The sequence below is a fragment of the Lacrimispora sp. 210928-DFI.3.58 genome (assembly GCF_020554865.1).
Taxonomy (GTDB): Bacteria; Bacillota; Clostridia; order Lachnospirales; family Lachnospiraceae; genus Enterocloster.
Genome location: NZ_JAJCIC010000029.1, coordinates 1 through 26,181, shown reverse-complemented (window position 1 = coordinate 26,181; position 26,181 = coordinate 1). Strand labels below are relative to the sequence as shown.

Below are 26,181 nucleotides of genomic sequence, written 5' to 3'. Positions count from 1 at the left end.
AATATGAATCAGAAGGCGATGTTGGTAGCGAGAAAACGAATTTTCTCTTTATCCTTTCTTGTATTGGTGATATAATTATCAATATCTGGGTTTGGTTGGTGATATCAATACCAATCATCTCCAAAGGAGAGATTTTTATGAATTTATTCGCTGTCAGTTTCTTTGGACACAGACAAGTTGATGATCCGTTTTTGATTGAGCGACAGTTGGAATCAATCATCCGTGAGCTGCTTCTTACCAAAGAATATGTCGAATTCCTTGTTGGGCGAGACGGAGAATTTGATCAGCTTGTTTCATCAACGGTTCGCAGATGCAAGCGAACCATCCGTGATGACAACAGTTCTCTCGTTCTTGTACTGCCATATATGACGGCAAAATATCGGGACAATGAACAGGCATTTCATGAGTATTATGATGAAATTGAAATCTGTCTCGAATCCGCAGAAAAGCACTTCAAGTCCGCCCATCAAGTCAGAAACCGGTCCATGGTTGACCGGTCGGATTTAGTTATTTTCTGCGTAAAACGCAATTCTGGCGGAGCTTATCGGACCATGCAATATGCAAAAAAGGCAGATGCAAAGATCATGAATCTGCCAGATGTACCTCGTTGACTTTCGTATTATTTTTCTCGGAAAGGAAGAACATGAATAAAAAGAAACGAATAGCCATTCTACTTGCCGTCATTATTGTTGTGGCAGTTGGAATTATAATTGCGGTGGCATCACATCAGAAACAGGAAATGGACTTCGATGAATTTGCTGACCGTTTTGAAAAGAGCGCAGAAGAAGTTCTTGGAGAAGATGTAGGGAAAGTCCCCAAAACAGAACTCGTAGCCACACTGACCTATGGAGACCAAAATGACAAGGATAACAACATCTACTACCGTATCCTTAAAACCACATTTTACGAAGGAGATCCGGAAGAAATCACCGGATTACATACGGAAGCCCTGGGTGTGCTTTTCCCTGTTGACAATATGGACAGTTGTGAGGAAATGATGATTCAGGACTGGCCGGGCGCTCTTTACAAGAAAGATGACACGGCATTTCTCTGTTGGACTTATTCTCCGGAAGTCACTTATGTTCTGGAATACACTCCAAGCAAACTTGATGATTCCGAAATCATCAAGATGGCTGAAAGTGCAGAACCTGTAAAATAAAAAACCACAATCTACACTTCAAATCGGAGCATGACTATGACTTTTTTATTTATGCACGGGAATGATTTTTCTATCATTCCTTCTTGGAAAAATGTGATTTTATCACGGAGAGTACCACCGAGACAGGTTATAATACGAGTACAAAAACACAAGGAGGTACTCTTATGAGACTGAAAGATAAAGTTGCAATTATCACCGGAGGCAGCCGTGGCATTGGTTACGCTACCGCAGACAAATTTTTGAAGGAAGGTGCTACGGTAATCCTGACCGCAAGCTCGCAAGGTTCTGCTGATAAAGCGGTTGCGCAGCTAAAAGAAAAATACCCGGATGCAACAGTTGCGGGAATCAGTCCTAACCTGTCCAATTTGGAATCTGTCCGCAATGCTTTCCGAGAAGCTGCCTCAAAATACGGTTGCATTGATATTCTGGTGAACAATGCCGGTGTATCCGAAAGCACTCCCTTTACCGAGTATACGGAGGAAACCTTTGACAAGGTTATGGATCTGAATGTAAAAGGCGTGTTCAATGCTACAAGAGCCGCCAGTGAGTGCATGATTGCAAAAGGTCACGGTGTTATTCTCTCCACCTCCTCAATGGTTAGCATTTACGGCCAGCCCAGTGGCTTTGCATATCCAGCATCCAAATTTGCTGTCAATGGCCTGACGGTTTCCCTTGCCCGGGAATTGGGTCCGAAGGGTATTCGAGTGAATGCAGTCGCTCCCGGAATTACCTTGACTGATATGATGAAGGCTGTTCCCAAGGAGGTAATTGATCCGCTCATCAATCAGATTCCCCTGCGCCGCCTGGGTCAGCCAGAGGATATTGCCAATGCATTTGTATTCCTGGCATCTGATGAAGCGTCCTATATCACAGGTGTTGTACTCAGCGTAGACGGCATGGCAAGAACATAAAAATCGGAAACAGGGCAGCTGGAAACGGCTGCCCTATCTTCAAAATGTGGAGGTATGCACATGAAAAGAATCATTCCTATTTTAATGGCATTACTGCTTTTGTCCGGATGTGCAACACAATCCGCTGAAAAAACCTATCGACAGATTACCATGGAGGAAGCTGTTACAATGATGGAGGAGGAAACCGGATACACCATCCTTGATGTCCGGACTGCTCAAGAATATAGTGAAAGGCATATTCCAGGTGCGATTAATATTGCCAACGAATCCATCGGCACAGAGGACATTCCGGAGCTGCCGGATAAAGATCAGTTGATTCTGGTATACTGCCGCAGCGGTAATCGGAGTAAGCAGGCCTCTGAAAAGCTGGTAAAACTGGGCTACACCAATATCGTTGAAATCGGCGGGATTAATAGTTGGCCCGGTGAAACCGTCGCCGACGATAAGTGACAAAATCACGGAAAAAGCAACGACTACTGGATATAATAAAGCCATAAAAAAGAAAACAGGAGGACTTAAATATGTCTGCTATCAATGTAAATAAAAACAATTTCAATCAAGAGGTTTTGAACTCGGACAAGCCCGTCCTGATGGATTTCTGGGCTCCCTGGTGTGGTCCTTGCCGCATGGTAGTTCCTCTGGTAGAGGAGATTGCCAAGGAGCGCTCCGATATCAAGGTTGTTAAAATTAATGTGGATGAGGAACAGGAACTGGCTATGCAGTTCGGTGTGATGAGCATTCCCACTCTGGTGGTTATGAAGAACGGAAAGATTGCCAATCAAGTCACCGGTGCCAGACCTAAGGCCCAGATTCTCGCCATGCTGTAAGGAGGTGCAAAGATGGGATTCTTCGATTTCCTGAAAGGCCCTGACATCAATCAGGGTGTCAAAGAATATAGCACTACGGATGGCGCAGTCCTGCTGGATGTTCGTACCCCTGACGAATACCGGCAGGGGCATATCCCCGGCAGTAAAAATATTCCTTTGCAGTCCATTAACAAAGTGGCTGGCGTGATTGACAATAAAGCTACCCCCATTTTTGTTCATTGTCTCAGCGGTGCAAGAAGCCGTCAGGCAGCTGCTATTTTGAAGCAGATGGGTTATACCAATGTGGAAAACATAGGCGGAATTTCCGCTTATGCAGGAAAGGTGGAACGGTAATATGAAAGTTATCATTGTAGGCGGTGTGGCAGGCGGTGCTACTGCTGCCGCCCGTATTCGCAGACTAAATGAGCAGGCAGAAATCGTAGTTTTTGAGCGCTCGGGGTATATCTCCTATGCCAACTGTGGTCTGCCTTACTATATCGGTGATGTGATTACCGATCGGTCGGACCTGACCCTCCAGACACCGGAGAGCTTCTTCTCCCGGTTCCGTGTGAACATGAAGGTACACCATGAGGTCACGGCTATCCATCCTGACAAAAAGACCGTTTCCGTCAAGAATCTGCAAACCGGAGAGGAATTCGAGGAAAGCTATGACAAGCTGATTCTTTCTCCCGGTGCCAAGCCTACCCAACCCAGGCTTCCCGGCTTAGGTCTTGATAAACTGTTCACCCTGCGCACCGTGGAGGACACCTTCCGCATCAAGGATTACATCAATATAAACCATCCTAAGTCTGCCGTACTGGCAGGTGGTGGCTTCATTGGGTTGGAGCTGGCAGAAAACCTGCGTGAACTGGGAATGGAGGTCACCATTGTCCAGCGTCCAAAACAGCTTATGAATCCCTTTGATTCCGATATGGCTGCTTTTATACACAATGAAATGCGCAAGCACGGTGTTAAGCTGGCACTGGGTCATACCGTGGAAGGGTTTGCGGAAATGGGCGGCGGCGTGGATGTGCTGCTGAAAGACGAACAGCCTCTCCATGCGGATATGGTAATCCTGGCCATTGGTGTTTCTCCCGAAACCACCCTTGCAAAAGATGCCGGGTTAGAACTGGGCATTAAGGGAAGTATTGTGGTCAATGACCAGATGGAAACCTCCATTTCAGACATCTATGCTGTGGGTGATGCGGTGCAGGTGAAGCACTTTGTCACAGGGCAGGATGCTCTGATTTCTTTGGCGGGCCCTGCTAACAAACAGGGACGAATCGCTGCGGACAACATCTGTGGTGGAGACAGCCATTATACCGGCTCCCAGGGAAGCTCTGTCATCAAGGTCTTTGACATGACTGCCGCCACTACCGGCGTGAATGAGACCAACGCCAGAAAAGCAGGACTGGATGTTGATACGGTTATCCTGTCGCCCATGAGCCATGCAGGTTACTACCCCGACGGGAAGGTCATGACCATGAAAGTGGTATTTGAGAAAGAAACCTACCGCCTTCTGGGTGCTCAGATCGTGGGCTATAAAGGGGTGGACAAGCGGATTGATGTGCTGGCTACCGCTATCCGGGCAGGAATGAAAGCCACAGAACTGAAGGATCTGGATCTGGCCTACGCACCGCCTTACTCCTCTGCGAAAGACCCGGTAAATATGGCTGGCTTTATGATTGAGAATATCGCAAAAGGTGTTCTGAAACAGTGGCATCTGGAAGAAGCATATAATCTTCCTCGTGACCGAAGTGTAACTCTGTTGGACACCCGCACTGCAGAAGAATTCACCCACGGACACATTGACGGTTTCTTAAATATCCCAGTGGACGAGCTGCGGGAGCGGTTGGATGAGCTGGACAAGCGTACGCCTGTCTACGTCATCTGCCAGAGCGGCCTGCGCAGCTACATTGCCTGTCGTATCCTGGCCGGAAACGGATTTGACTGCTATAACTTCTCCGGCGGCTTCCGGCTCTATGATGCTGTGACCAATGATCGCTGCCTTATTGAATCCGCCACCGCCTGCGGTATGGACAAATAACAATAACCCCTTCTCAGATTCCACAGGAAATGAGAAGGGGTTATCCTTTAGTAAATGATAATTCCAAGCACAGCCAAGGCGATAATCAGCAGGATTAGCTGTTGCTTAGGCATTTTGCAGTTCCTCCAATGCAGCTTCGTCTGTAACCTCCACTGTTCCACGAGTCAGCTTGACCATACCCTCGTTCTGGAAATAGCGAAGCATTCGAGTAACTACCTCACGGGCGGTACCCATGTGGCCCGCAATGGTTTCATGGGTAATCTTGAGGATGTTTGTTCCCTCTAAGCTGCATTCCTCCAGCAGAAATCCTGCCAGCCTTTTATCAAAGCTTTTCCACATGATCTGCTCCATGAGCCACATAACCTCAGAAAAACGGGTAGCCATAATTTCGTTGGTAAAATTAGCTACCACAGCAGACTCTTTCATTAAGCGTCCATAAGTGTCAGCAGAAATAACCCACATCGTGGTATCCTTCTGCGCCTCAATGGTGATCTCAAACTGAATGCTGTTCATCATACAGGAGGCGGAAAACAGGCAAATATCCCGATCAAACAAACGATAGAGGCTAATCTCCCGTCCTTCATCAGAAAGAATATAGGCACGAAGCTGTCCGCTTCTTACCAGCAGAAGACCGGTACACTCCACAGTTCCGTTGTGAATCACAGTCCCTTTGTCCACTTTTCGTAAAACTGCATTTCGCTCCAAAATCTGCTGCTGGGTCGGTGTCAGTTTGTTCCAAATTGGAAAATAGGATGAAAAATCCATGGGTACACCTCCTTGAATACACATAGTATAAAATAATTTATGGCATATGTCAATAATTCCGTTGACATATGGGAAAGGGAGATGTACAATGATTGTATAAATGGCATATGCCGCAAATAATATGGAGGTGAATCTATGCCAAGACCGAGAAAATGTAGAAAAGTATGTTGTCTGCCGGATAATGATGGTTTTGTTCCGGTTCGTGGCGGCGAGGAACTGACTCCCATTGTCCTGAATGTGGATGAGTATGAAGCCATTCGCCTGATTGACCGTGAAGGTTTTTCTCAGGAGCAATGCGGAGAATATATGCGTATTGCCAGAACAACGGTTCAGCAGATTTATGTAGCTGCCCGTAAAAAACTTGCGGATGCGCTGGTTGAAGGACTTCCTCTGCGAATCGAGGGAGGGGATTTTGCGCTCTGCAGCGGAAACAGCGCAGCCTACGGGTGCAGAAATTGCTATCAGAAAAAAATCCATCCGATGCACGAAAAACCGAAAGGAGATCATATTATGAGAATAGCAGTCACTTACGAAAACGGAGAAATCTTTCAGCACTTCGGTCACACCGAACAGTTCAAAATCTATGATGTGGAAAATGGAAATATCATTTCGTCTGAGATTGTGGATGCGGGCACCAGCGGCCATGGTGCGCTGGCAGGAGTTCTGAGCGCCCTGAAGGTGGATGCCCTGATCTGTGGCGGTATTGGCGGCGGTGCACAGATAGCACTCAGCGATGCGGGTATCCGACTTTACGGTGGTGTTTCCGGCAGCGCTGATGTAGCAGCAGAAGCACTGGTAGCAGGTGAGCTGGACTTCAACCCCAATGTCCGGTGTGATCATCACGACCACCATGGGGAAGGTCACTCTTGCGGTTCCCACGGCTGCGATCATCACTCCTGCGGCTGAATAGGTGATAAAGTCACGGAATTTGTGTCGTGATTTGGCAAAATATAGACAAAGGAGGCTGTAAAATCTATGAAACAATATGTTTGCAGCATTTGTGGCTACGTTCACGATGAAGCTGTCAGTGGCAAGTGGGAAGACCTACCCACCGATTGGAAGTGTCCCCTCTGCGGAGCAGGCAAAGACGCTTTCAAACCCAAAGAAGAAAAAACAACATCCCAGAAGATCCTCGAAAAGCCTCATGTAGACAAGGAGCTCTCTCCCATGGAAATGAGCGTCATCTGCTCAAACTTGGCCCGTGGCTGCGAAAAGCAGTATCTGCCCCAGCAGGCAGATGATTTCAGAAAACTGGCAGAGTTCTTCAGGAGCAAGGCTGTGCCCGTCGAGGAGGCCAGCACTGCCAGGCTGCTGGAACTCATCGAACAGGATCTCTCAGTGGGATATCCTTACGGCAATGCAGTAGCCGGTGAAAAGCTGGATCGGGGTGGTCTGCGCTGTCAGGTGTGGAGCGAAAAGGTTACCCGAATGCTCCAGTCTCTGCTGACCCGCTATGAATCTGAGGGAGATAAGATGTTGGAAAACACCGGTGTCTGGGTTTGTACGGTCTGTGGTTTTGTCTATGTGGGCGACACAGCCCCAGAGCTTTGTCCCGTGTGTAAGGTTCCCAGTTGGAAATTTGAAAAAGTGGAAGGGAGGGCATAACTATGGCTGAAAAATATGCAGTAAGAAATCTTCGCTTATGTACTAAGGACTGCCTTTGCCTCTATGTCTGCCCTACCGGAGCGACTGATACAGAGAACAGCATCATTGATCCTGAAAAGTGTATCGGCTGCGGTGCCTGTGCCGAAGCCTGTCCATCCTCTGCAATCTCTATGGTTCCAAAAGAACTTCCGCCCCAGCAGCCGAAAGAAGAAAAAGTTGTCGAAGCACTTCGTGGCTTAGTTCAAAGCAAAGCCAATGCAGAGAACATTGCTTCGCAGCTTCCCGATGTCTTGAGCGTCGCTGTGGAAAAATCTTCTCGCTTGATGGCTGAGGATCTGTGCAGGGAAGCCGGCTTTATGCTGCCTCAGAGCGGTAACACCAGGGCATTCTTGGAAAGCATTAAAACGTATCCCGGCATTCCGGTGGATGCTGTGGAATCTCTGTTAAAAAACATTCTATTCAATGAAAAAATGGAGGAAAAGAAAATGGAAAAATGGAAATGCACAGTCTGCGGTTACATTCACGAAGGCCCTATGACACCTGATTTTAAGTGTCCCATCTGCAAGCAGCCTGCCGACAAGTTTGTGAAGATTGAGGATGCTGCAGCTCCGGCAAAAAATCCCTATGCAGGTACCAAGACCGAGAAGAATCTGTGGGAAGCTTTTGCTGGGGAATCTCAGGCCCGCAACAAGTATACCTACTTTGCTTCCGTAGCCAAAAAAGCCGGTTACGAACAGATCTCTGCTCTGTTCCTACATACCGCAGAGAACGAGAAGGAGCACGCCAAACTGTGGTTCAAAGCTCTGGGCGAACTGGGCGATACTGCCGAGAACCTTCTCCATGCTGCCGAAGGCGAGAACGCTGAGTGGACGGATATGTATGACCGCATGGCCCGTGAGGCTGACGAGGAAGGATTCCATGATCTGGCTGAACAATTCCGTGGCGTAGCTGCCATTGAGAAGATGCACGAGGAGCGCTACCGCAAGCTGCTGAGTAACGTCGAGGCTATGCAGGTATTTGAGAAGAGCGGCGTTACCATCTGGGAGTGTCGTAACTGCGGACATATCGTAGTAGGAACCAAGGCTCCTGAGATCTGCCCTGTCTGCAAGCATCCTCAGGCATTCTTCGAAGTGCGTGCGGAAAACTATTGATAAAACGGAGGAAATGAAAATGGGGGCAAAGTTTTTTGTCTGTGAACACTGCGGCAATCTGGTGGGTATGATCCATGATGCAGGTGTTCCTATGATGTGCTGCGGTCAGAAAATGACTGCTCTGGTACCCAACACCGTAGAAGCCAGCGGCGAGAAACACAAGCCTGTGGTTAAGGTAGAGGGCAATACCGTCACCGTCAATGTGGGCAGCGTGGATCATCCGATGCTTTCGGAACACTTCATTGAGTGGGTCTATGTCCAGACCGAAAACGGTGGGCAGCGCAAGGCTCTGAAACCCGATGACAAACCCAATGTCACCTTCTGCTTGGGAGATGATAAAGCGGTTGCGGTTTACGCCTATTGCAATCTCCACGGCCTGTGGATGACTGAAGTGTAAAAAGTATGCCGCCTGTCGGTTTCCGGCAGGCGGTTTTTTCAGGAGGATACCTATGAGTCAAGACAATGCCAGCTTTACCTTTTTACATCGCATAGAGGAAGTAGAACTGAACATTGAGGATGGACGCTGGCAATCTGCTTTGGCATTGGCGCTGACTTTGCCTGATATTTGCGGCGGCATTGCTTTCCCAGAAATTGTAAAGCGTTATCGGGATGGGCGTGCTGTTCTGGACAGAAATCAGAGACCAACCCGTGATGTAGGAAATCAATATATTCGTTGGTTTGATACATACGCAGCACCTTTCTTTAAAGTCTCTGCGCAGGATATCTCTCCCTATATCTGCGGAGAACGATGCTGGCAGCTTCGATGCGAATACCTGCACCAGAACAAAGGCTTTGCAAATACTGAGGACAATACCTCGATTCGTTTTCACTTGGGTGTGAATTGCGGAACCTCAGTTTGCCAACTGGATAGAATAAGTTCTGCCAACAGCCTCACGGACATCCGTATTGATATTGAACAGTTTTGCCGAAGAATGTGCCGAGCGGCCAGAGCTTATTATGAAGCAGTACATACAGAGAAAGATTTCAACCTTTATAATACGCCAGTTCTTGATTTTATAAAGGCATCACAAGATGAGCAATCAAATGCCACGATTGCTATTATGTGCAGTGATTCAGCCTATGGGAACGGACTGAGACTGGTACTTCAAAACTTATCCAAACATATCCTTGTATTTGAAACCCCGGAAGCTGCAAGAAAAGAACTTGGCAAGAAAAAGCCTATGCTTTGGATTGTTACAGAACCTCTGACAAAACAGCCAGATCAGCCATGGAGGGCAGATAAAAGAACACCCGTGATTCTTCTGTCCAATCAACCGGAATCGGAAATAGCGATTGAAAAGAATGCGGGTAAATTGACCGTCTTGCCCTTGCCTGTTCTACCGGAAACTCTCCGTAATGCAGTTAAGGCTTATCTTTTGACAAAGGAGGATAAGAACTAAGAATGATTATTATTATCTTTTCACTCATCCTGTTGCTTCTTGCTTATTTCCTCTATGTCCAAAAGAAAAAAGTGATATCACTTCAACAGCAGATTAGTGATCTCCGGAGTAAAATTAGTATACTTGAGAAGCAAGATCTTGCCGCTGAACAGTATAGCGATTCTCTCCGGCAGGAAGCAAACACGGTTCATTTATATGCTTCTCTCTCGCTGGAGGAGACAAGAAAAACATCCATAAAAGAAAAGCAGTCTCAAATCATCCGTTCCAGTGAACATATCCTCGAATTACTTAATAGCGAAAAAGTTTAGAGCGGCAGCAATGCCGCTCTTTTTATGTGATATCATCACCGAAATGTTATTTTAGATTGGCTATACTATGATCAAACAAAGGAAAGGAGCTGGCAATATGGCAGTTATCAATATCAATAGAAATCAATTTGAAGAAATGGTGCATAGCGGAAAAACTGTTCTGGTGGAATTTTCAGCCCCTTGGTGCGTATATTGCCGCCGTCTGGCTCCGGCATTGGAAAGCGTGGCTGAGGAATATAAGGATACGCTGGTATTCACTGCGGTTAACATTGATGATGAGCCGGAATTGGCTGAGGCCGAAGCTATAGAAGTTGTCCCTACTCTGCTGATCTATCACAGCGGACAGGCTCTTGGCTCTATCGTCGCTCCGGAATCCAGGGCGCAGTTGGTGGCGTTCATTGAAGAAACTTTACAGCACCAGACGCAGGAAGCAACTACTGTGCAGCATATTTACGACATGATCGTGGTAGGAGGTGGTCCCGGCGGCTATACCGCAGCCCTTTATGCCGCCAGAGCAGGTATGAACACCGTGGTTTTAGAGAAGTTGTCCGCTGGTGGGCAGATGGCTCTGACCGAGCAAATCGACAACTATCCCGGCTTCGAGGATGGTATCGACGGCTTCTCCCTGGGAGAAAAGATGAAGCGAGGAACGGAACGATTTGGAGTGGAAACCAAGCTGACTGAGGTGCTGTCCCTGGAACTGTCCGGTTCTATAAAGAAAGCGGTGACCAGCGAAGGCCCTATGTACGCAAAGACCATTGTGCTCGCTACCGGAGCTGGCCCCAGAGAGCTGGGTGTTGATGGTGAACAGGAGTTAATCGGCAAAGGTGTCCACTACTGCGCAGCCTGTGACGGAATGTTCTATCGGAACAAAACGGTTGTCATCGCAGGAGGTGGCAATACCGCTGCGGCGGATGCCCTTATCCTCTCCCGTATCTGCAAAAAAGTCATCGTCGTTCACCGGAGAGATACCTTAAAAGCAACAAAGATCTACCATGAGCCTTTGATGAAAACGGAAAATGTAGAATTCCTCTGGGACAGTGAGATCGTCACACTGCTCCATAACGAAAAGCTGACCGGTATCCGGACTCGGAATGTGAAAACCGGAGAGGAAAGCACGCTTGCTTGCGACGGTGTGTTTGTCAGCGTCGGAAGAAAACCTTCCACCGAATTGGTGAAAGATCAGATTACGATTGATCCGGCTGGATACATTATCGCAGATGAGAGTACCTGCACCAACATCCCCGGTGTATTCGCCGTTGGGGATGTCCGCACAAAGGCATTGCGGCAGGTCGTGACTGCTGTAGCCGATGGGGCAACCGCTGTTCACTATGCAGAGGAATATTTAGCAGGAGGAATATGAGATGAAAGAAAATATTAAAAAATGGCTGAAGCCAATTCTATGCAACTGGTCAGAGGTCTTGATGTCGGCAACTCCCTTGAACATATTCATCAGCTCAGGCAGGTTGAAGAACTTTGCGAATCGGGTTCTGGCACGATAGCCGGTTCCTTCCGGTGCAAGCTCAATCGCAGTTGTCGTTTCTCCGAAGGTCGATGCCCAGGAATCAAAATGGGTCAGGTTCTTTTGCTGGAGTGTACTGTACTGGAGATAGCGCATGACCGTATAAAGCTCGGTCATCGAGTTACTTACGGGAGTACCGGTTGCGAAAATCACGCCACGCCCGCCGGTCAGCTCATCCATATAGCGGCACTTCATAAACATATCCGAAGATTTCTGGGCTTCGGAGGTGGACAGACCTGCCACATTTCGCATTTTTGTGTAGAGGAACAAATTCTTGAACGCATGGCTTTCGTCTACAAACAGCCGGTCTACACCCAACTGTTCAAAGGTAATGACATCATCCTTCTTGTCGGCGGCGAGGAGCTTGTCCAGTCTGGCTTCCAGTGATTTTCGTGTTTTTTCCATCTGCTTGATGGTGAAGTTTTCGCCACGCTGCCATTTCAGCTCCGCAATCGCACCTTCGATCTCATCAATCTGCTCTCGAAGCTGCCGTTCCTGTCGTTCGGCAGAAAGCGGGATTTTTTCAAACTGACTGTGACCGATGATAACCGCATCATAGTCACCGGTGGCGATTCTCGCACAAAACTTCTTACGGTTTGCTGTTTCAAAATCCTTCTTGGTGGCAACAAGGAGCTTGGCACTCGGATAGAGGTGCAGGAACTCATTTGCCCACTGTAAGGTCAGGTGATTCGGCACAACGAACAGGGATTTCTGGCTCAGTCCAAGCCGCTTACTCTCCATAGCCGATGCTGCCATCTCGAAGGTCTTGCCCGCACCAACTTCGTGTGCAAGCAGCGTATTTCCACCATAAAGCACATGAGCGATAGCATTTCTCTGGTGTTCACGGAGGGTAATATCCGGGTTCATGCCGCCGAAACGGATATGAGAGCCATCATACTCACGAGGTCTGGTGGAGTTGAAAAGTTCATTGTACTTGGTGGAAAGGGTTTCTCGTCTGTGTGGATCTCTCCAAATCCAATCTCGGAACGCATCCTTGATTGCCTGCTGTTTCTGCTGTGCCAGGGTCGTTTCTTTTTTGTTGAGAACACGCTTCTGCTTGCCATCCGCATCTTCAATCGTATCATAGATACGAATATCCTTCAGATTCAGCGTTTCCTCCAAAATTCGATATGCGTTGGCTCGCTCTGTACCGTAGGTGACATACGCCGCCACATCGTTGTAGTTGGGCGAACTCTTACCATTGATGCGCCACCCTGCGGTCAGCTCGGAGAACTTGACCTCAATGGAACGGCGCAGGTAATACGGAGTTTCAAAGGTTTCCTCCATGAACTGCTGAATATAATCGGCATCAATCCATGTTGCTCCCAAACGCACATCAATTTTCAAATTCCATACTGAACTTCGTTTTGCCATCCTCCGATACCTCCATAAACACGGTGGCATCAAAGGTGTTGCCCGTCCTTTCGGACTTGCAATTTTTGAGCTTTACCTTGCCGGAACCGAGCAGTTTCTGTGCCGTGGCAGAAGTCATGCTCTTGCCGATGCTCGCAAAGTAGCGATTGTTTTTCCAGAGGACAAATTTGCAGGCTCTGTTGGAACAGAAAAACGCCTTGGCTTTGTCCTCTACAGCACTGCCGCAGAGCGGGCATTTGCCGATAGAATTGGCTTCTTTCGACATCAGAACCTCGGAATCACGGATCACTTCATAGTTCTGAATCAGACCGGCAATCACATCTTTGATCTCGTCCATAAAATCCTCGCTGGCATATTCGCCTTTTTCAATGAGCAACAATTTTTCTTCCCAATCCGCCGTCATGGATGGAGACTGAATCTGTTCCGGCATGACTGTTACCAGAGCCGTACCCTTGTGAGTCGGAATCAGGTGTTTGGTTTTCTTATCACCCTTACGCTCCAGAAAACCGATACGAACCAGCTTCTCAATGATACCGGCACGGGTCGCAGGAGTTCCCAAACCTTTGCGCTCCACCTTATCAGGCATTTCATCTGCACCAGCAGTTTCCATAGCAGAAAGCAGTGTATCCTCAGTAAAGTGTTTTGGGGGAGAAGTTTTTCCTTCCTTGATTTCCGTACCGCTGACGGTCATTTCGTCACCAACGGAAACAGAAGGGAGTGCCTGCACATTTTCGTCGGATTTTGTCGAATCATTTTTCTGAATCAGAGCTTTCCATCCATCCTGCACGATGGTTTTTCCCTTTGCGGAGAACGCTGTGCCGCCACAGTCCAACTCAATAATTGTTTCTGCGTATCGGTGCGGATCGCCAACAGCTACGCACAACCGATTCGAGATCAGTTGCAAAATTGCAAGTTCTCCTTTGGGAAGTTCGCTCAGATTGCATTCTCTTCTCGAAAATACAATTTCAAAATCATTATATGAATGAGTCAGTCCTCTTCCGGGCCTGGCTCTTTTTTTCTTAAAGACTTATACAGTCTTAGTTTCGATTGCAGGACCCTTTTCCCCATTTAATACTTTAAGCGGTATTATGGCCTTGCAAGAAAGAAATGAGGTGAACAATTATGAGCATAACAAATGCGGCGAGAAGATTTGAACAGAGATTTGACGCAAAAGCGGAGCGCTTTATTTGGCATCATCCGCTACTTGGCTTCATCTCCATCTTTGTTGGAATGCCCTTACTGGTTTTGGCGTGTGTCTGTATCAGTACGATCGTTATCGCCTTTCCTATGGCATGGCTTTTGGGTTGGTTGTAATCTTTATTTCATCTTTAAACGCACAAAAGATGACTAATGCCATTTTTAGAGGAAAGGTTTTATGATATTGGGGACAGCAAAAAAGGAGGATGAATCTTATGCAAATGCTAATTGCACTCATAGGTGTATGTGCGGCAGCAATGCTGCTGTGGTATGTCTATATTTTAATGAAGGGAGATGATCAGGCATGAGCACCATGATTCAGTATGTTTTATACCTTGCCATTCTGGTTGTTTTGGCAATTCCGCTGGGCGCATACATAAAAAACGTCATGAGCGGCGAGAAAACTTTTTTGTCCAAAGTTCTGACACCGTGCGAAAACCTGATTTACAAGGTTATGCGTGTAGACAGAGAAGAACAGATGACATGGAAAAAATATGCAGTAAGTGTAATGATTTTTTCCGGTATCGGGCTTGTTTTTCTGTTCTTGCTTCAACTTCTGCAGGGAGTTCTTCCCGGAAACCCGCAGAATCTTTCCGGTGTGAAATGGGATTTGGCATTTAACACTTCTGCAAGTTTCATTACCAATACAAACTGGCAGGCATATTCCGGTGAATCCACATTGAGTTATCTCACTCAGGCTTTAGGTCTGACTGTTCAGAACTTTGTTTCCGCAGCCACAGGTATCGCCGTTCTATTTGCATTGATCCGTGGCTTTATCAAGGTGAAATCCTCCGGGTTGGGTAGCTTTTGGGTGGACTTGACCCGCATTGTAGTTCACATCCTGCTCCCGCTGAATCTGGTCATTTCTCTGTTGCTGGTAGGCGGCGGCGTGATTCAGAACCTGAAAAGTGCAGAAACAGTATCCCTTGTAGAACCGATTGCCGTCAGTGCAGAAGGCGAAATCCTTGAGGATGCGGTAATTGACTTAGACACCGAAACCGTCACTGTAGATGGCGAAATCGTTTCGAATGCACAGATCGTCACCGAGCAGTTCGTACCGATGGGTCCTGCGGCCAGCCAGGTCGCAATCAAACAGACCGGCACCAACGGCGGCGGTTATATGGGCGTCAACTCCGCACATCCTTTGGAAAATCCCAATGCCTTTACCAATCTGATCGAAATGTTTTCCATTCTACTGATTCCGGCGGCACTGTGTTTCACATTCGGTTCTGCGGTAAAGAACAAGAGGCAGGGTATTGCAATCTTTATGGCAATGTTTCTCTGTCTGGTTGTTGCCTTGAGCTGCATCGCCGTTACTGAACAGGTTGGAACATCCCAGCTTGCACAAAACGGCGCAGTCAATATGTCAATGGCAGAACAGGCAGGCGGCAATATGGAGGGCAAGGAGACTCGCTTCGGCATTGCAGCGTCCTCTACCTGGGCAGCCTTCACCACAGCAGCTTCTAACGGCTCTGTAAATTCCATGCATGACAGCTACACGCCGCTTGCCGGTATGGTGACTATGCTGCTGATGCAGCTCGGCGAGGTTATTTTCGGTGGCGTGGGCTGCGGTCTTTACGGTATGCTTGCTTTTGCCATTCTGGCGGTGTTTATTGCTGGCCTGATGGTAGGCCGCACTCCGGAATTCCTTGGAAAGAAAATTGAGCCTTATGAGATGAAATGGTCGGTACTGGTTTGCCTTGCAACACCCATTGCAATTCTGGTCGGCAGCGGCCTTGCCGCTGTAGTACCCTCTGTCATGGATAGCCTGCATAACGGCGGTGCCCACGGTTTCTCTGAAATGCTGTATGCCTACTCATCCTGTGGCGGCAATAACGGCTCTGCCTTTGTCGGTTTCAATGCGAATACCGTATTTCTGAATGTAAGCCTGGGACTGATGATGCTCTTTGCCCGGTTTCTGCCCATCATCGGCACACTTGCAATTGCAGGCAGCCTGGCTGGGAAAAAGAAAATTGCTACGACTGCGGGCACCTTGTCTACCACAAATGGAATGTTTGTTTTCCTGCTGATTGTTGTGGTATTGCTGATCGGTGCGCTGAGCTTCTTCCCGGCGCTTGCCCTTGGTCCGCTTGCTGAGTTCTTTGGCAGCATTGCGTAAAGGAGGTTTACAGATATGCGTACAAAACAGAAAAGTGCTTTTGCCGACCGGAAAATGCTCGGCAGGGCAATTAAAGATTCTTTTGCGAAATTAAGTCCGAAAACACAGGCAAAAAACACGGTCATGTTTCTGGTTTTTGTGTCTGCGATCTTGACCAGTATCCTTTGGGTGGTATCCCTGTTCGGGTTAAAAGACGCTCCAAGCGGATATACACTGGCGATTGCCATTATCCTTTGGTTTACCGTGCTATTTGCCAACTTTGCCGAGGCCATTGCAGAAGGTCGTGGTAAAGCACAGGCAGATTCTCTCCGGGCATCCCGAAAGGATGTGGACGCACATAAAATTCCCTCCGTATCGCAGAAGGAAAGCGTGACTGTGGTTCCATCCGCCCTGCTGAAAAAAGGGGAACTGGTGATTGTCAAAGCAGGAGAGCAGATTCCGGCAGACGGCGAAATCATAGAAGGTGCGGCATCTGTGGATGAAAGCGCCATCACCGGCGAATCCGCTCCTGTAATTCGTGAGGCAGGCGGCGACCGCAGTGCTGTAACCGGCGGCACCACTGTACTGTCGGACTGGATTGTTGTCAGAGTGACCAACGAAGCCGGAGAAAGCTTTCTGGACAAGATGATTGCGATGGTAGAAGGTGCTGCCCGGAAGAAGACGCCCAACGAAATTGCTTTGCAGATTTTTCTGGTAGCCTTGTCCATTATCTTTATCTTGGTGACAGTCTCTCTCTACACTTATTCCATTTTTTCTGCAAAGCTGGCGGGAATTGAGAATCCCACCTCTGTAACAACTCTGGTAGCGCTGTTGGTGTGCCTTGCGCCTACTACCATTGGTGCCTTGCTTTCCGCCATCGGTATTGCCGGTATGTCCCGACTGAACCAGGCAAATGTTCTGGCCATGAGTGGACGTGCCATTGAAGCCGCCGGTGATGTAGACATTCTGATGCTTGACAAAACCGGAACAATCACCCTGGGCAATCGACAGGCATCGGAGTTCATTCCGGTAGATGGTGTTGATATTCAGGAACTGGCGGATGCCGCTCAGCTTTCTTCTCTGGCCGATGAAACCCCCGAGGGCAGAAGCGTTGTTGTGCTGGCAAAGGAGCAGTTTGGAATTCGTGGCAGAAGCCTTCAGGACAAGAATATGCACTTTGTCCCATTTACTGCCGTGACTCGTATGAGCGGCGTCGACTTTGACGGCAACGAAATCCGAAAAGGCGCAGCAGATGCCATGCAGAGTTATGTGACCCATGCAGGCGGAATGTATTCTCCAGACTGTGATCGAGTTGTCAAGTCTATTGCGTCCAAGGGCGGCACACCTCTGGTTGTGGCTAAGAACCACAAGATTCTCGGCGTTATCTATTTGAAGGATATTATCAAGCAGGGTGTGAAGGAGAAATTCTCAGATCTGCGGAAAATGGGCATCAAGACCATTATGATCACCGGCGACAATCCGATTACTGCTGCGGCCATTGCTGCCGAGGCCGGTGTGGATGACTTCCTTGCGGAAGCAACGCCGGAAGGAAAGCTGGCAATGATTCGTGATTTTCAGGCCAAGGGTCATTTGGTCGCCATGACAGGCGACGGCACCAACGACGCTCCGGCTTTGGCACAAGCAGATGTTGCAGTTGCCATGAACAGCGGCACACAAGCGGCCAAAGAAGCAGGTAACATGGTGGATTTGGACTCTTCACCCACAAAACTGATCGACATTGTTCGCATCGGCAAACAGCTTTTGATGACACGAGGCAGCCTGACTACCTTCTCCATTGCCAACGATGTGGCAAAATACTTTGCCATTATTCCAGCGCTGTTTATGGGACTTTATCCGGGACTGTCTACTCTGAATATTATGGGGCTACATTCCCCGCAAAGCGCTGTCCTCTCTGCGATTATTTATAATGCACTCATCATTATTGCGCTAATTCCGTTGGCGCTAAAAGGTGTGAAATATCGTGAAGTTGCTGCTGGAAAGCTGCTGTCACGGAACCTGCTTGTTTATGGTTTGGGCGGTCTGGCGGCTCCCTTTATCTTTGTGAAACTGATTGATGTTCTGCTGGTGTTCACCGGCCTGGTATAAGGAGGGGATATATCATGAAAACAATAAAAAGTGTATTACCAAAGGCAGGTATGATCTTTTTAATCTTTACTCTGCTGTGCGGCGTGATCTATACGGGTGTTGTCACAGGAATTGCTCAGCTTATTTTCTCGGATAATGCCAATGGAAGTATCATTGAAGTAGACGGGAAAAAATATGGCTGTGAATTACTTGGACAGCAATATACAGATGAAGCCCATATGTGGGGGCGCATTATGAATATTGATGTTTCAACCTATACGGATGAAAACGGAAAGGCACTGATGTACGCCGCTCCCTCCAACCTCTCTCCGGCAAGTGAGGAATATGCACAGCTTGTGGCAGAACGTGTAGAAAAGCTCCGCAATGCAAATCCTGAAATGGACGAAACAGCTGTTCCGGTGGACCTTGTCACCTGTTCCGGCAGTGGGCTTGATCCCCATATTTCCCCGGCAGCAGCGGAATATCAGGTAGCACGCATTGCAAAGGCAAATGATATGACCGAAGATGAAGTGCGTGAGATCATCCAAAACTGCACCGACGGACGATTCCTTGGCATCTTTGGTGAAGAGACCGTCAATGTGCTGGAAGTCAATCTGGTGCTGGACGGTATTCTGGAGGGGTGAAATGAACATAGCTAAAATCATGATTCCCAAAATCTCCACTGTATTTCTTTATGAAAAGGATACGATTCGTCAGGGATTGGAACGGTTTATGGTACATGGCTATACCGCTGTCCCGGTACTGAATGATCAGGAACAGTATATTGGAAGCGTGACGGAGGGAGATTTCCTCCGCCACCTTCTTGTTTGCCAGACAACAGACTTGAAAGTACAGGAGGGATACCGACTTGGCAGCATTGTTCGCAGAAATTTTTACCCTGCGTTACAAATAGATGCAGATTTCGAGCAGGTTGTAACTTCAATGCTGAATCAGAATTTTGTCCCCATCGTTGATGGCCGGAATGTTCTATGCGGGATTCTGACAAGGAAACGGCTGATTGAATTTCTGGCACAAGCTCGTGATAAAAAAGAATAAGTCCTGCATCTTTAGACGGCCTTAATACATATACGCATTCTCTTTTACCTTCTTTACGCCCTTTGATTTATGATTAAGGGCACATAAAGGGGTATAAAGGAGGATTGCAGTTATGGGAGTAGTGTTGTTAAAAAGGAAGTTGACTTCGTTTCAAATTATCATCCTCGGGTTTTCCGGTGTGATCCTTTTCGGCACCTTCCTTTTAATGCTACCGTTTTCCAGTCGCAGCGGACTGGCAACGCCTTTCTCGGAGGCATTGTTTACTTCTACTTCAGCAGTCTGTGTAACCGGACTCATTATACATGATACGGCAACATACTGGTCGGCCTTCGGCCAGTTTGTCATTTTACTGCTGATTCAGATTGGAGGCATGGGGGTTATTACCGTAGCCGCATCCTTTGCAATGATTTCCGGGCGGAAGATTTCTTTGATGCAGCGCAGTACCATGCAGGAGGCGATTTCAGCGCCAAAGGTAGGAGGAATCGTTCGCCTGACTGGCTTTATCGTTAGGGTGACATTGGTGATGGAACTGCTGTGTGCAGCCGTGATGGCACCAGTGTTTTGCCGTGACTTCGGAAAAATTGGCCTTTGGATGGCACTGTTTCATTCCGTGTCCGCTTTTTGCAACGCAGGCTTTGATCTGTTGGGTGTGCGCACTCCCTTTTCCTCCCTGACCAGCTATGCAGCGAATCCAGTCATAAACTTTACGATTATGTTCTTGATTGTGTTTGGCGGCATTGGCTTTCTGACTTGGGATGATATTCGGACAAATCGATTGCATTTTCACAAATATCGGATGCAGAGTAAGGTGATTCTTTGTACCACAGCGGTTTTATTGATCGTTCCGGCAATGTACTTTTATTTTTTTGAGTTTGCTGATCTTACCCAAAAGGAACGGCTTTTATCTTCTCTCTTTCAAGCCGTGACACCACGAACGGCGGGTTTTAATACGGTGGAATTAACGGATTTAAGTGAGGCCGGACAATTTATCACCATTGCGCTGATGCTGATCGGCGGTAGTCCCGGGTCTACCGCAGGCGGTTTGAAAACAACAACCATTGCTGTTTTGCTTACTACTGCAATTTCCACCTTTCGGCGCAGAGAAAATGCACACCTCTTTGGACGTCGCATCGATGATGATGTTGTAAAAAACGCAGCGACAATTTCGCTAATGTATATTACGCTATGTTGTACCGGTGGCCTTATCATCAGCGTTTCCGAAGGACTTCCCATGCTTACCTGCCTTTTTGAAACTGCCTCGGCTGTTGGCACAGTCGGCCTGTCTCTGGGGATTACACCGGAACTGAATCTGCTCTCACGGAGTGTTTTGATTCTGCTGATGTTTTTTGGGCGAGTAGGTGGCCTTACATTGATTTTTGCGGCCTTGTCCAGTGCACAAAAGAAAGTTTCAAAACTACCAAAGGAAAAAATAACAGTAGGATAAAGGAGACATTATGAAATCAATTCTTCTAATTGGTCTGGGGCGATTTGGAAAGCATATTGCCCTGCACTTAAATCATTTGGGTCATCAGGTGATGGCGGTAGATACTTCGGAGGAACGTGTAGAGGCTGTTCTGCCCCTTGTTACCAACGCACAGATTGGAGACAGTACGAATGCCGATTTCTTGGAATCTCTCGGTGTTCGCAACTATGATGTATGCATTGTGGCCATCGGCAACAACTTTCAAAGTTCATTGGAAACAACTTCTCTGCTCAGTGAATTAGGAGCGAGGTTTGTAGTTTCCAGAGCTGCAACTGACGTTCAGGAAAAATTTTTGCTGCGTAACGGTGCAAATGAAGTAGTCTACCCGGAAAAACAGCTTGCAAAGTGGACAGCAATCCGTTACAGTGCGGATCACATTCTCGATTACATAGAACTGGATGAAAATCATGCCATGTTTGAGATTCCCATTCCCAAAGATTGGGCGGACCATTCGATTGGAGAGCTCGATATTCGTAAAAAATTCAACATTAACATTATGGGAATCAAGAAAAGCGGCAAGCTGGAGTTATCTATTTCTTCAGACACAGTGCTGAAAGCAGGAGATACCATGTTGGCGTTGGGAAGTAACAGAAATTTGCAAAAGTGCTTTCATACTTGATTTCAAGAAAAATCAAGGGAATGGGGGGTGAATCCATGCAGGATGTTATTTTACTTGTAAGTACATCAGCTATATTTATTTTTGGGTATTTTCTGATGAAAAAACTGGATGTTTTTCTGGAAAACAATTGGAATGAGCAGGAAACCGCTCTGACCTACAGCGAAAACAGCTTGAGAATTGGTTTTTCCAACCCATTAATGGCAGGAGGTCTCGCAGATGCTTTTGAGACTTACGGAAAGCAGCATCCGGATGTCTCTATCCATATTTTCAGTGGAGAAGAAAGTGAATTGTGCAGAGAACTGGAAACGCACAAATTGGACATAATTTTTTTACCAGAGAATACAGACATATCAGAAAAAACTCATTATAATGCACGGATGGTGCTTCTTCGTTGCGCCCCGGTTGTGATGGAATATGCTGACTTGCCCATTGAGCCGATTACCCAGAATCAAATCACGCAAAAAGCACTATGGAGGAATTCTAAAAAATCACCCGTCATCGATTTTTTCATTGGATGCCTGAACAAATTTGCCGTGGATCAGTCGCAGATGTAGGTTTTGACGTTGTGTGTTATAATATTGAAAAAGGGAATCGCTTTTACTTGAGTGACAGATAGGAGGGTTAAAATGGAACTGCCAAGACAAGATCCGGATCAGCTTCTTCGTGCGATCCGTAACGATGCATCCATTAAGAAAAGCGGAAAACTCAAAATCTTTTTCGGTTATGCCGCAGGTGTCGGAAAGACCTATGCCATGCTTCAGGCGGCTCATCAGGCTAAGGAGCGTGGCATCGATGTGGTTGCTGGATACATAGAACCCCATGCCCGACCCCAGACGATGGCACTTCTGGACGGCTTGGAGCAGCTTCCTGTGAAACAAGTTGCTTACGAAGGAATGACCCTTCGTGAATTTGATATTGATGCTGCGCTCAAGCGAAATCCCCAGCTCATACTGGTGGATGAGTTTGCCCATACCAACGCCGAAAGCAGTCGGCACACGAAGCGGTATCAGGATGTTCAGGAACTGCTAAATACTGGAATTGATGTCTATACGACTGTAAATGTCCAACATATCGAGAGCCTCAACGATACAGTAGCCTCTATCACCGGAATTCTTGTGCGGGAGCGCATTCCGGATTCCACCTTTGATCAAGCAGATCAGGTAGAACTGGTGGATATTGAGCCTGCGGAGTTGCTGGAACGACTGGCAAGTGGAAATGTGTACCGGGAAGATCAGGCGCAACGGGCAACAGTTAATTTTTTCACGCTGGAAAATCTCACCGCATTGCGGGAAATCGCCCTCCGTCGGTGCGCCGACCGGGTGAACTTGCTGACGGAAAGCGCCAGAGTACAGAGCCGAGGCGATTACCATACAGACGAGCGCATTCTGGCATGTCTTTCCTCGTCGCCATCCAACGCAAAAATCATTCGGACTGCTGCAAGGATGGCAAGAGCCTTTCGGGGAACATTTACCGCTCTTTATGTGGAAACGCCAAATACAGCGGCGATGAGTGACGATGATAAAAAGCGTTTGCAGGATAATAAGCGTCTAGCCCAGCAACTTGGCGCTGCGATTGAGACAAGTTATGGCGATGACGTGCCTTATCAGATTGCGGAATTTGCCCGTCTTTCCGGCATCTCAAAAATCGTAATTGGACGAAGTACCATTGCACGAAAGAATATTTTCAGCAAGCCCACCTTGACGGAACGCCTGATTTCCAGCGTACCTAATCTGGATATTCATGTGATACCGGATGCCAGCACAGGAACCAGCTATCAGGAAAAAAAGAGAAAGGCGCAGGTAGATGCGATGCCCCTGCGTGATGTTCTGAAGAGTATAGTCGTATTGCTGGTAGCTACACTGATTGGCTGTGGCTTTGACGCTCTTGGGTTCACGGAGAGTAATATTATCGCAGTTTACATATTAGGCGTACTTGTGACCGCTGTAATCACAACCAACCGACTGTGCGGGATTCTGACCTCGGTTGTCAGTGTGCTGGTTTTCAATTTCTTTTTTACCACTCCGAGACTGACATTCCATTTTGACGATCCGAACTATATTGTTACCTTTACCATTATGTTTATAGTAACACTGCTTTCCGGATCTCTCGCTACCCGGCTGAAAGAAAATGCGAAACAATCTGCCCATACAGCTTACCGTACAAAGATTCTTTTTGAAACCAACCAGCTTCTGCAAAAAGAGCAGGATGAGAATGCGGTAATCACCGCTACGGCAGGGCAGCTCATGAAGCTACTGAAAAAAGATATTGTCGTCTACCTGTCTGATGGTAAAGAACTTGCCACCCCTAACGTTTTTCGTGCTGTTAATAGCATTCAGGAAGATTTAATTTCTGAGAACGAGAAAGCAGTCGCCGATTGGGTCTTCCGAAACAATAAACACGCCGGTGCCACAACAGATACATTATCCAGTGCAAAGTGTTTATACCTTGCGATTCGGGTCAACCAGCATGTATATGGAGTGGCTGGTATTGCGGTGAACGGTATTCCGCTGGACTCTTTCGAAAACAGCGTACTCCTCTCTATTCTGGGCGAGTGCGCTTTGGCACTTGAAAACATCAAAAACGCCAAAGAAAAAGAGGAAGCGGCTGTTCTGGCGCAAAATGAACAGCTTCGTGCTAACCTGCTGCGGGCAATCTCTCATGATCTTCGAACCCCTTTGACAGCGATTTCTGGCAGCGCAGGCAATTTGCTTGCAAATTATAAAAAGATGGACGATGCATTGCGGGAGCAGACCTTTACCGATATTTATGACGATTCCATGTGGCTGATTAATCTCGTTGAAAACCTGTTGGCAGTCACACGAATTGAGGGCGGACAGGTCAATCTAACTCGAAGTATCGAACTCATGGATGAGGTCGTTTCTGAAGCACTGAAGCACATCAACAGAAAGAGTAAAGAACACACCATTCGTGTGACCAGCGGTAAAGACTTTATCCTTGCCCACATTGATGCGAAGCTGATCGTTCAGGTTATTATCAATTTGGTGGATAACGCCATCAAATATACCCCTGCCGGTTCGGTAATCGAAATACACACTGAGCAGAAGAACAAATGGGTCATCGTTTCAGTTGCCGATAATGGGCCTGGGATTCCCGATGAGCAGAAGCCTCGTGTTTTCGACATGTTTTATAGTGGGGCCAACAAAGTGGTCGATAGCCGTAGAAGCCTTGGATTGGGGCTGTCCCTCTGCAAGTCGATCGTGACCGCCCACGGCGGCACAATCTCCGTATCAGACAATCAGCCCAATGGCACTGTGTTCACATTTACATTACCCGCCGGGGAGGTAGAACTTCATGAATAAACCTTTGATATTAGTGGTTGAGGATGACCCATCTGTACGAAATCTCATTACAACCACATTGAAAACAAATGATTATCGTTATGTGGTAGCGCCCAATGGCTCGACAGCCATTATGGAGGCCACATCGCACAATCCTGAAATCATCTTGCTGGATTTGGGCTTGCCGGATATGGATGGCGTTCAAGTCATTCAAACGGTACGCTCCTGGTCCAACGCCCCCATCATTGTAATTAGCGCCAGAAGTGAAGATGATGACAAAATTCATGCATTGGATGCCGGAGCTGACGATTATCTGACAAAACCTTTTTCTGTTGAAGAATTATTGGCTCGACTTCGGGTGACGCAGCGCAGACTCGCCCTGATGACGGCGGAAATGGTAACCGCCAGTTCTGTATTTGTTAATGGTAAACTGAAAGTGGATTATGCTGGGGGATGCGCTTATCTGGGAGAGAACGAACTGCACCTGACGCCCATTGAGTATAAGTTGTTGTGCCTGCTGTCCAAGAATGTTGGCAAGGTACTGACCCATACCTTTATCACACAAAACATCTGGGGCCGCAGTTGGGATAACGATGTAGCTTCTCTGCGGGTATTTATGGCAACACTGCGGAAAAAGCTGGAGCCAACAGAGGAGTCCCCACAATACATCCAAACACATATTGGCGTGGGTTACCGTATGATAAAAGTAAATTAATGATATGAGGTCGGCTGGTGTTCGCACATGGCCGGCCTCGCTAATTATTCTTCTTGGGCTGGTTCCTACGTCCCTTATTATCCTTATGATGGTAATGCTGCATGGCATCCTGGCGATTACCATGTAATGCCTTAACCCTTTTTTTGTCTTTGCAGATACCAACAATTTTTACTAAAATGACTACAATACACACAAAACAAACAATACCGCAAACGATATTGTCTTGTTCATCTACAAGACCACCTGTATATCGTTTGGCATAGTAATGTACAGTCCATATAAGACAAAGGATTGCGGATTTAAATGTAAAACTGCTTATTTTTTTTACATTGTACCTCCAATATTCTTTTATATATTATAACGCTTCTTAACCTACTTTTTGGACAGTCAGAAATAATTTTGCAAATAAAAAAGAGCCACGACTGCTACTCCATTTTCGGAGCAACAGCCGTGGCATTTCTTATTAGCGGACAGTTTTCTTCTCCTGTTCCTGCCGTTTCTGTCTGTCGATATTCAAAATCGTTTCGTAAATGGTATATAACTCGTCGACTTTCCTTCAACTCGATAATTCGAGATAATTG

The 26,181-nt window shown here is 47.2% G+C and carries 26 protein-coding genes and 3 pseudogenes; 26 read left to right on the top strand and 3 right to left on the bottom strand.

Translation table 11 applies throughout. The annotated features are described in order from the left end of the window. Positions 1–137 precede the first annotated feature (137 nt). The 7 genes from LIZ87_RS16320 (at position 138) to LIZ87_RS16290 (ending at position 4,923) form a co-directional block, all read left to right on the top strand. The gene (locus LIZ87_RS16320; RefSeq protein WP_227148457.1) at positions 138–611 is read left to right on the top strand and encodes a hypothetical protein; all 474 of its coding nucleotides are present in this window, start codon (positions 138–140) and stop codon (positions 609–611) included. A gap of 32 nt (positions 612–643) precedes the next feature. Beyond that, positions 644–1,159, top strand: a complete 516-nt coding sequence (locus LIZ87_RS16315; RefSeq protein WP_227148455.1) for a hypothetical protein — start codon at positions 644–646, stop codon at positions 1,157–1,159. Between the two features lie 164 nt (positions 1,160–1,323). Further along, positions 1,324–2,070: an SDR family NAD(P)-dependent oxidoreductase gene (locus LIZ87_RS16310; RefSeq protein WP_227148453.1), complete on the top strand. Its 747-nt coding sequence runs from the start codon at positions 1,324–1,326 to the stop codon at positions 2,068–2,070. A 60-nt stretch (positions 2,071–2,130) separates the two neighbouring features. Further along, entirely contained in the window at positions 2,131–2,520 is a 390-nt protein-coding gene (locus tag LIZ87_RS16305) for a rhodanese-like domain-containing protein (RefSeq protein WP_227148451.1), read from the top strand. 71 nt (positions 2,521–2,591) lie between these two features. Beyond that, entirely contained in the window at positions 2,592–2,897 is a 306-nt protein-coding gene (gene trxA / locus LIZ87_RS16300; protein WP_227148449.1) for a thioredoxin, read from the top strand. A 12-nt stretch (positions 2,898–2,909) separates the two neighbouring features. Then, positions 2,910–3,230, top strand: coding sequence for a rhodanese-like domain-containing protein (locus LIZ87_RS16295; RefSeq protein WP_227148447.1), 321 nt, complete (start codon positions 2,910–2,912; stop codon positions 3,228–3,230). Between the two features lies 1 nt (position 3,231). Next, positions 3,232–4,923: an FAD-dependent oxidoreductase gene (locus LIZ87_RS16290; protein WP_227148445.1), complete on the top strand. Its 1,692-nt coding sequence runs from the start codon at positions 3,232–3,234 to the stop codon at positions 4,921–4,923. Positions 4,924–5,028: 105 nt separating this feature from the next. On the opposite strand, the gene LIZ87_RS16285 is transcribed toward LIZ87_RS16290, so the two are convergent. Further along, a complete protein-coding gene (locus LIZ87_RS16285) occupies positions 5,029–5,688 on the bottom strand; it encodes a Crp/Fnr family transcriptional regulator (protein WP_227148443.1) in 660 nt (219 codons plus the stop codon). Between the two features lie 135 nt (positions 5,689–5,823). Here LIZ87_RS16285 and LIZ87_RS16280 point away from each other — a divergent pair, with 135 nt between their 5' ends. The 9 genes and pseudogenes from LIZ87_RS16280 (at position 5,824) to trxB (ending at position 11,515) form a co-directional block, all read left to right on the top strand. Next, positions 5,824–6,594: a DUF134 domain-containing protein gene (locus LIZ87_RS16280; RefSeq protein WP_227148441.1), complete on the top strand. Its 771-nt coding sequence runs from the start codon at positions 5,824–5,826 to the stop codon at positions 6,592–6,594. Positions 6,595–6,663: 69 nt separating this feature from the next. After that, positions 6,664–7,293, top strand: a complete 630-nt coding sequence (locus tag LIZ87_RS22740; RefSeq protein ID WP_227148439.1) for a rubredoxin-like domain-containing protein — start codon at positions 6,664–6,666, stop codon at positions 7,291–7,293. A gap of 2 nt (positions 7,294–7,295) precedes the next feature. Continuing rightward, positions 7,296–7,865 (top strand): annotated as a pseudogene (locus LIZ87_RS22940) (4Fe-4S binding protein); the annotation flags it as partial. 18 nt (positions 7,866–7,883) lie between these two features. Then, positions 7,884–8,444, top strand: coding sequence for a rubrerythrin (rbr, locus tag LIZ87_RS22935; RefSeq protein WP_334301016.1), 561 nt, complete (start codon positions 7,884–7,886; stop codon positions 8,442–8,444). A gap of 19 nt (positions 8,445–8,463) precedes the next feature. Continuing rightward, complete coding sequence (locus LIZ87_RS16265) at positions 8,464–8,841, top strand: desulfoferrodoxin family protein (RefSeq protein WP_227148435.1); 378 nt, start codon at positions 8,464–8,466, stop codon at positions 8,839–8,841. A 52-nt stretch (positions 8,842–8,893) separates the two neighbouring features. Next, positions 8,894–9,844, top strand: a complete 951-nt coding sequence (locus tag LIZ87_RS16260; protein WP_227148433.1) for a hypothetical protein — start codon at positions 8,894–8,896, stop codon at positions 9,842–9,844. Positions 9,845–9,846: 2 nt separating this feature from the next. Further along, complete coding sequence (locus LIZ87_RS16255; protein ID WP_227148431.1) at positions 9,847–10,152, top strand: hypothetical protein; 306 nt, start codon at positions 9,847–9,849, stop codon at positions 10,150–10,152. A 67-nt stretch (positions 10,153–10,219) separates the two neighbouring features. After that, positions 10,220–10,546 (top strand): annotated as a pseudogene (locus LIZ87_RS22930) (thioredoxin family protein); the annotation flags it as partial. A 63-nt stretch (positions 10,547–10,609) separates the two neighbouring features. Further along, entirely contained in the window at positions 10,610–11,515 is a 906-nt protein-coding gene (gene trxB / locus LIZ87_RS16245) for a thioredoxin-disulfide reductase (RefSeq protein ID WP_227148473.1), read from the top strand. A gap of 39 nt (positions 11,516–11,554) precedes the next feature. Here trxB and LIZ87_RS16240 read toward each other — a convergent pair. Next, positions 11,555–13,018, bottom strand: a pseudogene (locus LIZ87_RS16240) (SNF2-related protein); the annotation flags it as partial. Beyond that, entirely contained in the window at positions 13,011–13,985 is a 975-nt protein-coding gene (locus tag LIZ87_RS16235; RefSeq protein WP_227148472.1) for a DNA topoisomerase, read from the bottom strand. The pseudogene LIZ87_RS16240 and the gene LIZ87_RS16235, both read right to left, overlap by 8 nt. A gap of 185 nt (positions 13,986–14,170) precedes the next feature. On the opposite strand from LIZ87_RS16235, the gene LIZ87_RS16230 reads away from it, so the two are divergent. The 10 genes from LIZ87_RS16230 to LIZ87_RS16185 all read left to right on the top strand — a co-directional run bounded on the left by LIZ87_RS16230 (position 14,171) and on the right by LIZ87_RS16185 (position 25,600). Then, the gene (locus LIZ87_RS16230; protein WP_186871672.1) at positions 14,171–14,362 is read left to right on the top strand and encodes a hypothetical protein; all 192 of its coding nucleotides are present in this window, start codon (positions 14,171–14,173) and stop codon (positions 14,360–14,362) included. A gap of 187 nt (positions 14,363–14,549) precedes the next feature. After that, complete coding sequence (gene kdpA, locus LIZ87_RS16225; RefSeq protein WP_227148429.1) at positions 14,550–16,364, top strand: potassium-transporting ATPase subunit KdpA; 1,815 nt, start codon at positions 14,550–14,552, stop codon at positions 16,362–16,364. A 15-nt stretch (positions 16,365–16,379) separates the two neighbouring features. Beyond that, the gene (gene kdpB, locus LIZ87_RS16220; RefSeq protein ID WP_227148427.1) at positions 16,380–18,449 is read left to right on the top strand and encodes a potassium-transporting ATPase subunit KdpB; all 2,070 of its coding nucleotides are present in this window, start codon (positions 16,380–16,382) and stop codon (positions 18,447–18,449) included. A gap of 14 nt (positions 18,450–18,463) precedes the next feature. Continuing rightward, positions 18,464–19,072: a potassium-transporting ATPase subunit KdpC gene (gene kdpC, locus LIZ87_RS16215; RefSeq protein WP_227148426.1), complete on the top strand. Its 609-nt coding sequence runs from the start codon at positions 18,464–18,466 to the stop codon at positions 19,070–19,072. 1 nt (position 19,073) lies between these two features. Beyond that, the gene (locus LIZ87_RS16210; protein WP_227148425.1) at positions 19,074–19,484 is read left to right on the top strand and encodes a CBS domain-containing protein; all 411 of its coding nucleotides are present in this window, start codon (positions 19,074–19,076) and stop codon (positions 19,482–19,484) included. 112 nt (positions 19,485–19,596) lie between these two features. After that, positions 19,597–20,928: a TrkH family potassium uptake protein gene (locus LIZ87_RS16205; RefSeq protein ID WP_227148424.1), complete on the top strand. Its 1,332-nt coding sequence runs from the start codon at positions 19,597–19,599 to the stop codon at positions 20,926–20,928. A gap of 10 nt (positions 20,929–20,938) precedes the next feature. Next, positions 20,939–21,586 (top strand): potassium channel family protein, encoded by a 648-nt coding sequence (locus LIZ87_RS16200; RefSeq protein WP_117785753.1) that lies wholly within the window; start codon positions 20,939–20,941, stop codon positions 21,584–21,586. Between the two features lie 35 nt (positions 21,587–21,621). After that, positions 21,622–22,140 carry a LysR substrate-binding domain-containing protein gene (locus tag LIZ87_RS16195; RefSeq protein WP_227148423.1) on the top strand — a complete coding sequence of 173 codons (519 nt, stop codon included), beginning with the start codon at positions 21,622–21,624 and terminating at the stop codon, positions 22,138–22,140. Positions 22,141–22,212: 72 nt separating this feature from the next. Next, positions 22,213–24,906 carry a sensor histidine kinase gene (locus LIZ87_RS16190; protein ID WP_227148422.1) on the top strand — a complete coding sequence of 898 codons (2,694 nt, stop codon included), beginning with the start codon at positions 22,213–22,215 and terminating at the stop codon, positions 24,904–24,906. Then, a complete protein-coding gene (locus LIZ87_RS16185; protein WP_227148421.1) occupies positions 24,899–25,600 on the top strand; it encodes a response regulator in 702 nt (233 codons plus the stop codon). Before LIZ87_RS16190 ends, LIZ87_RS16185 begins: the two co-directional genes overlap by 8 nt. Positions 25,601–26,181 lie beyond the last annotated feature (581 nt).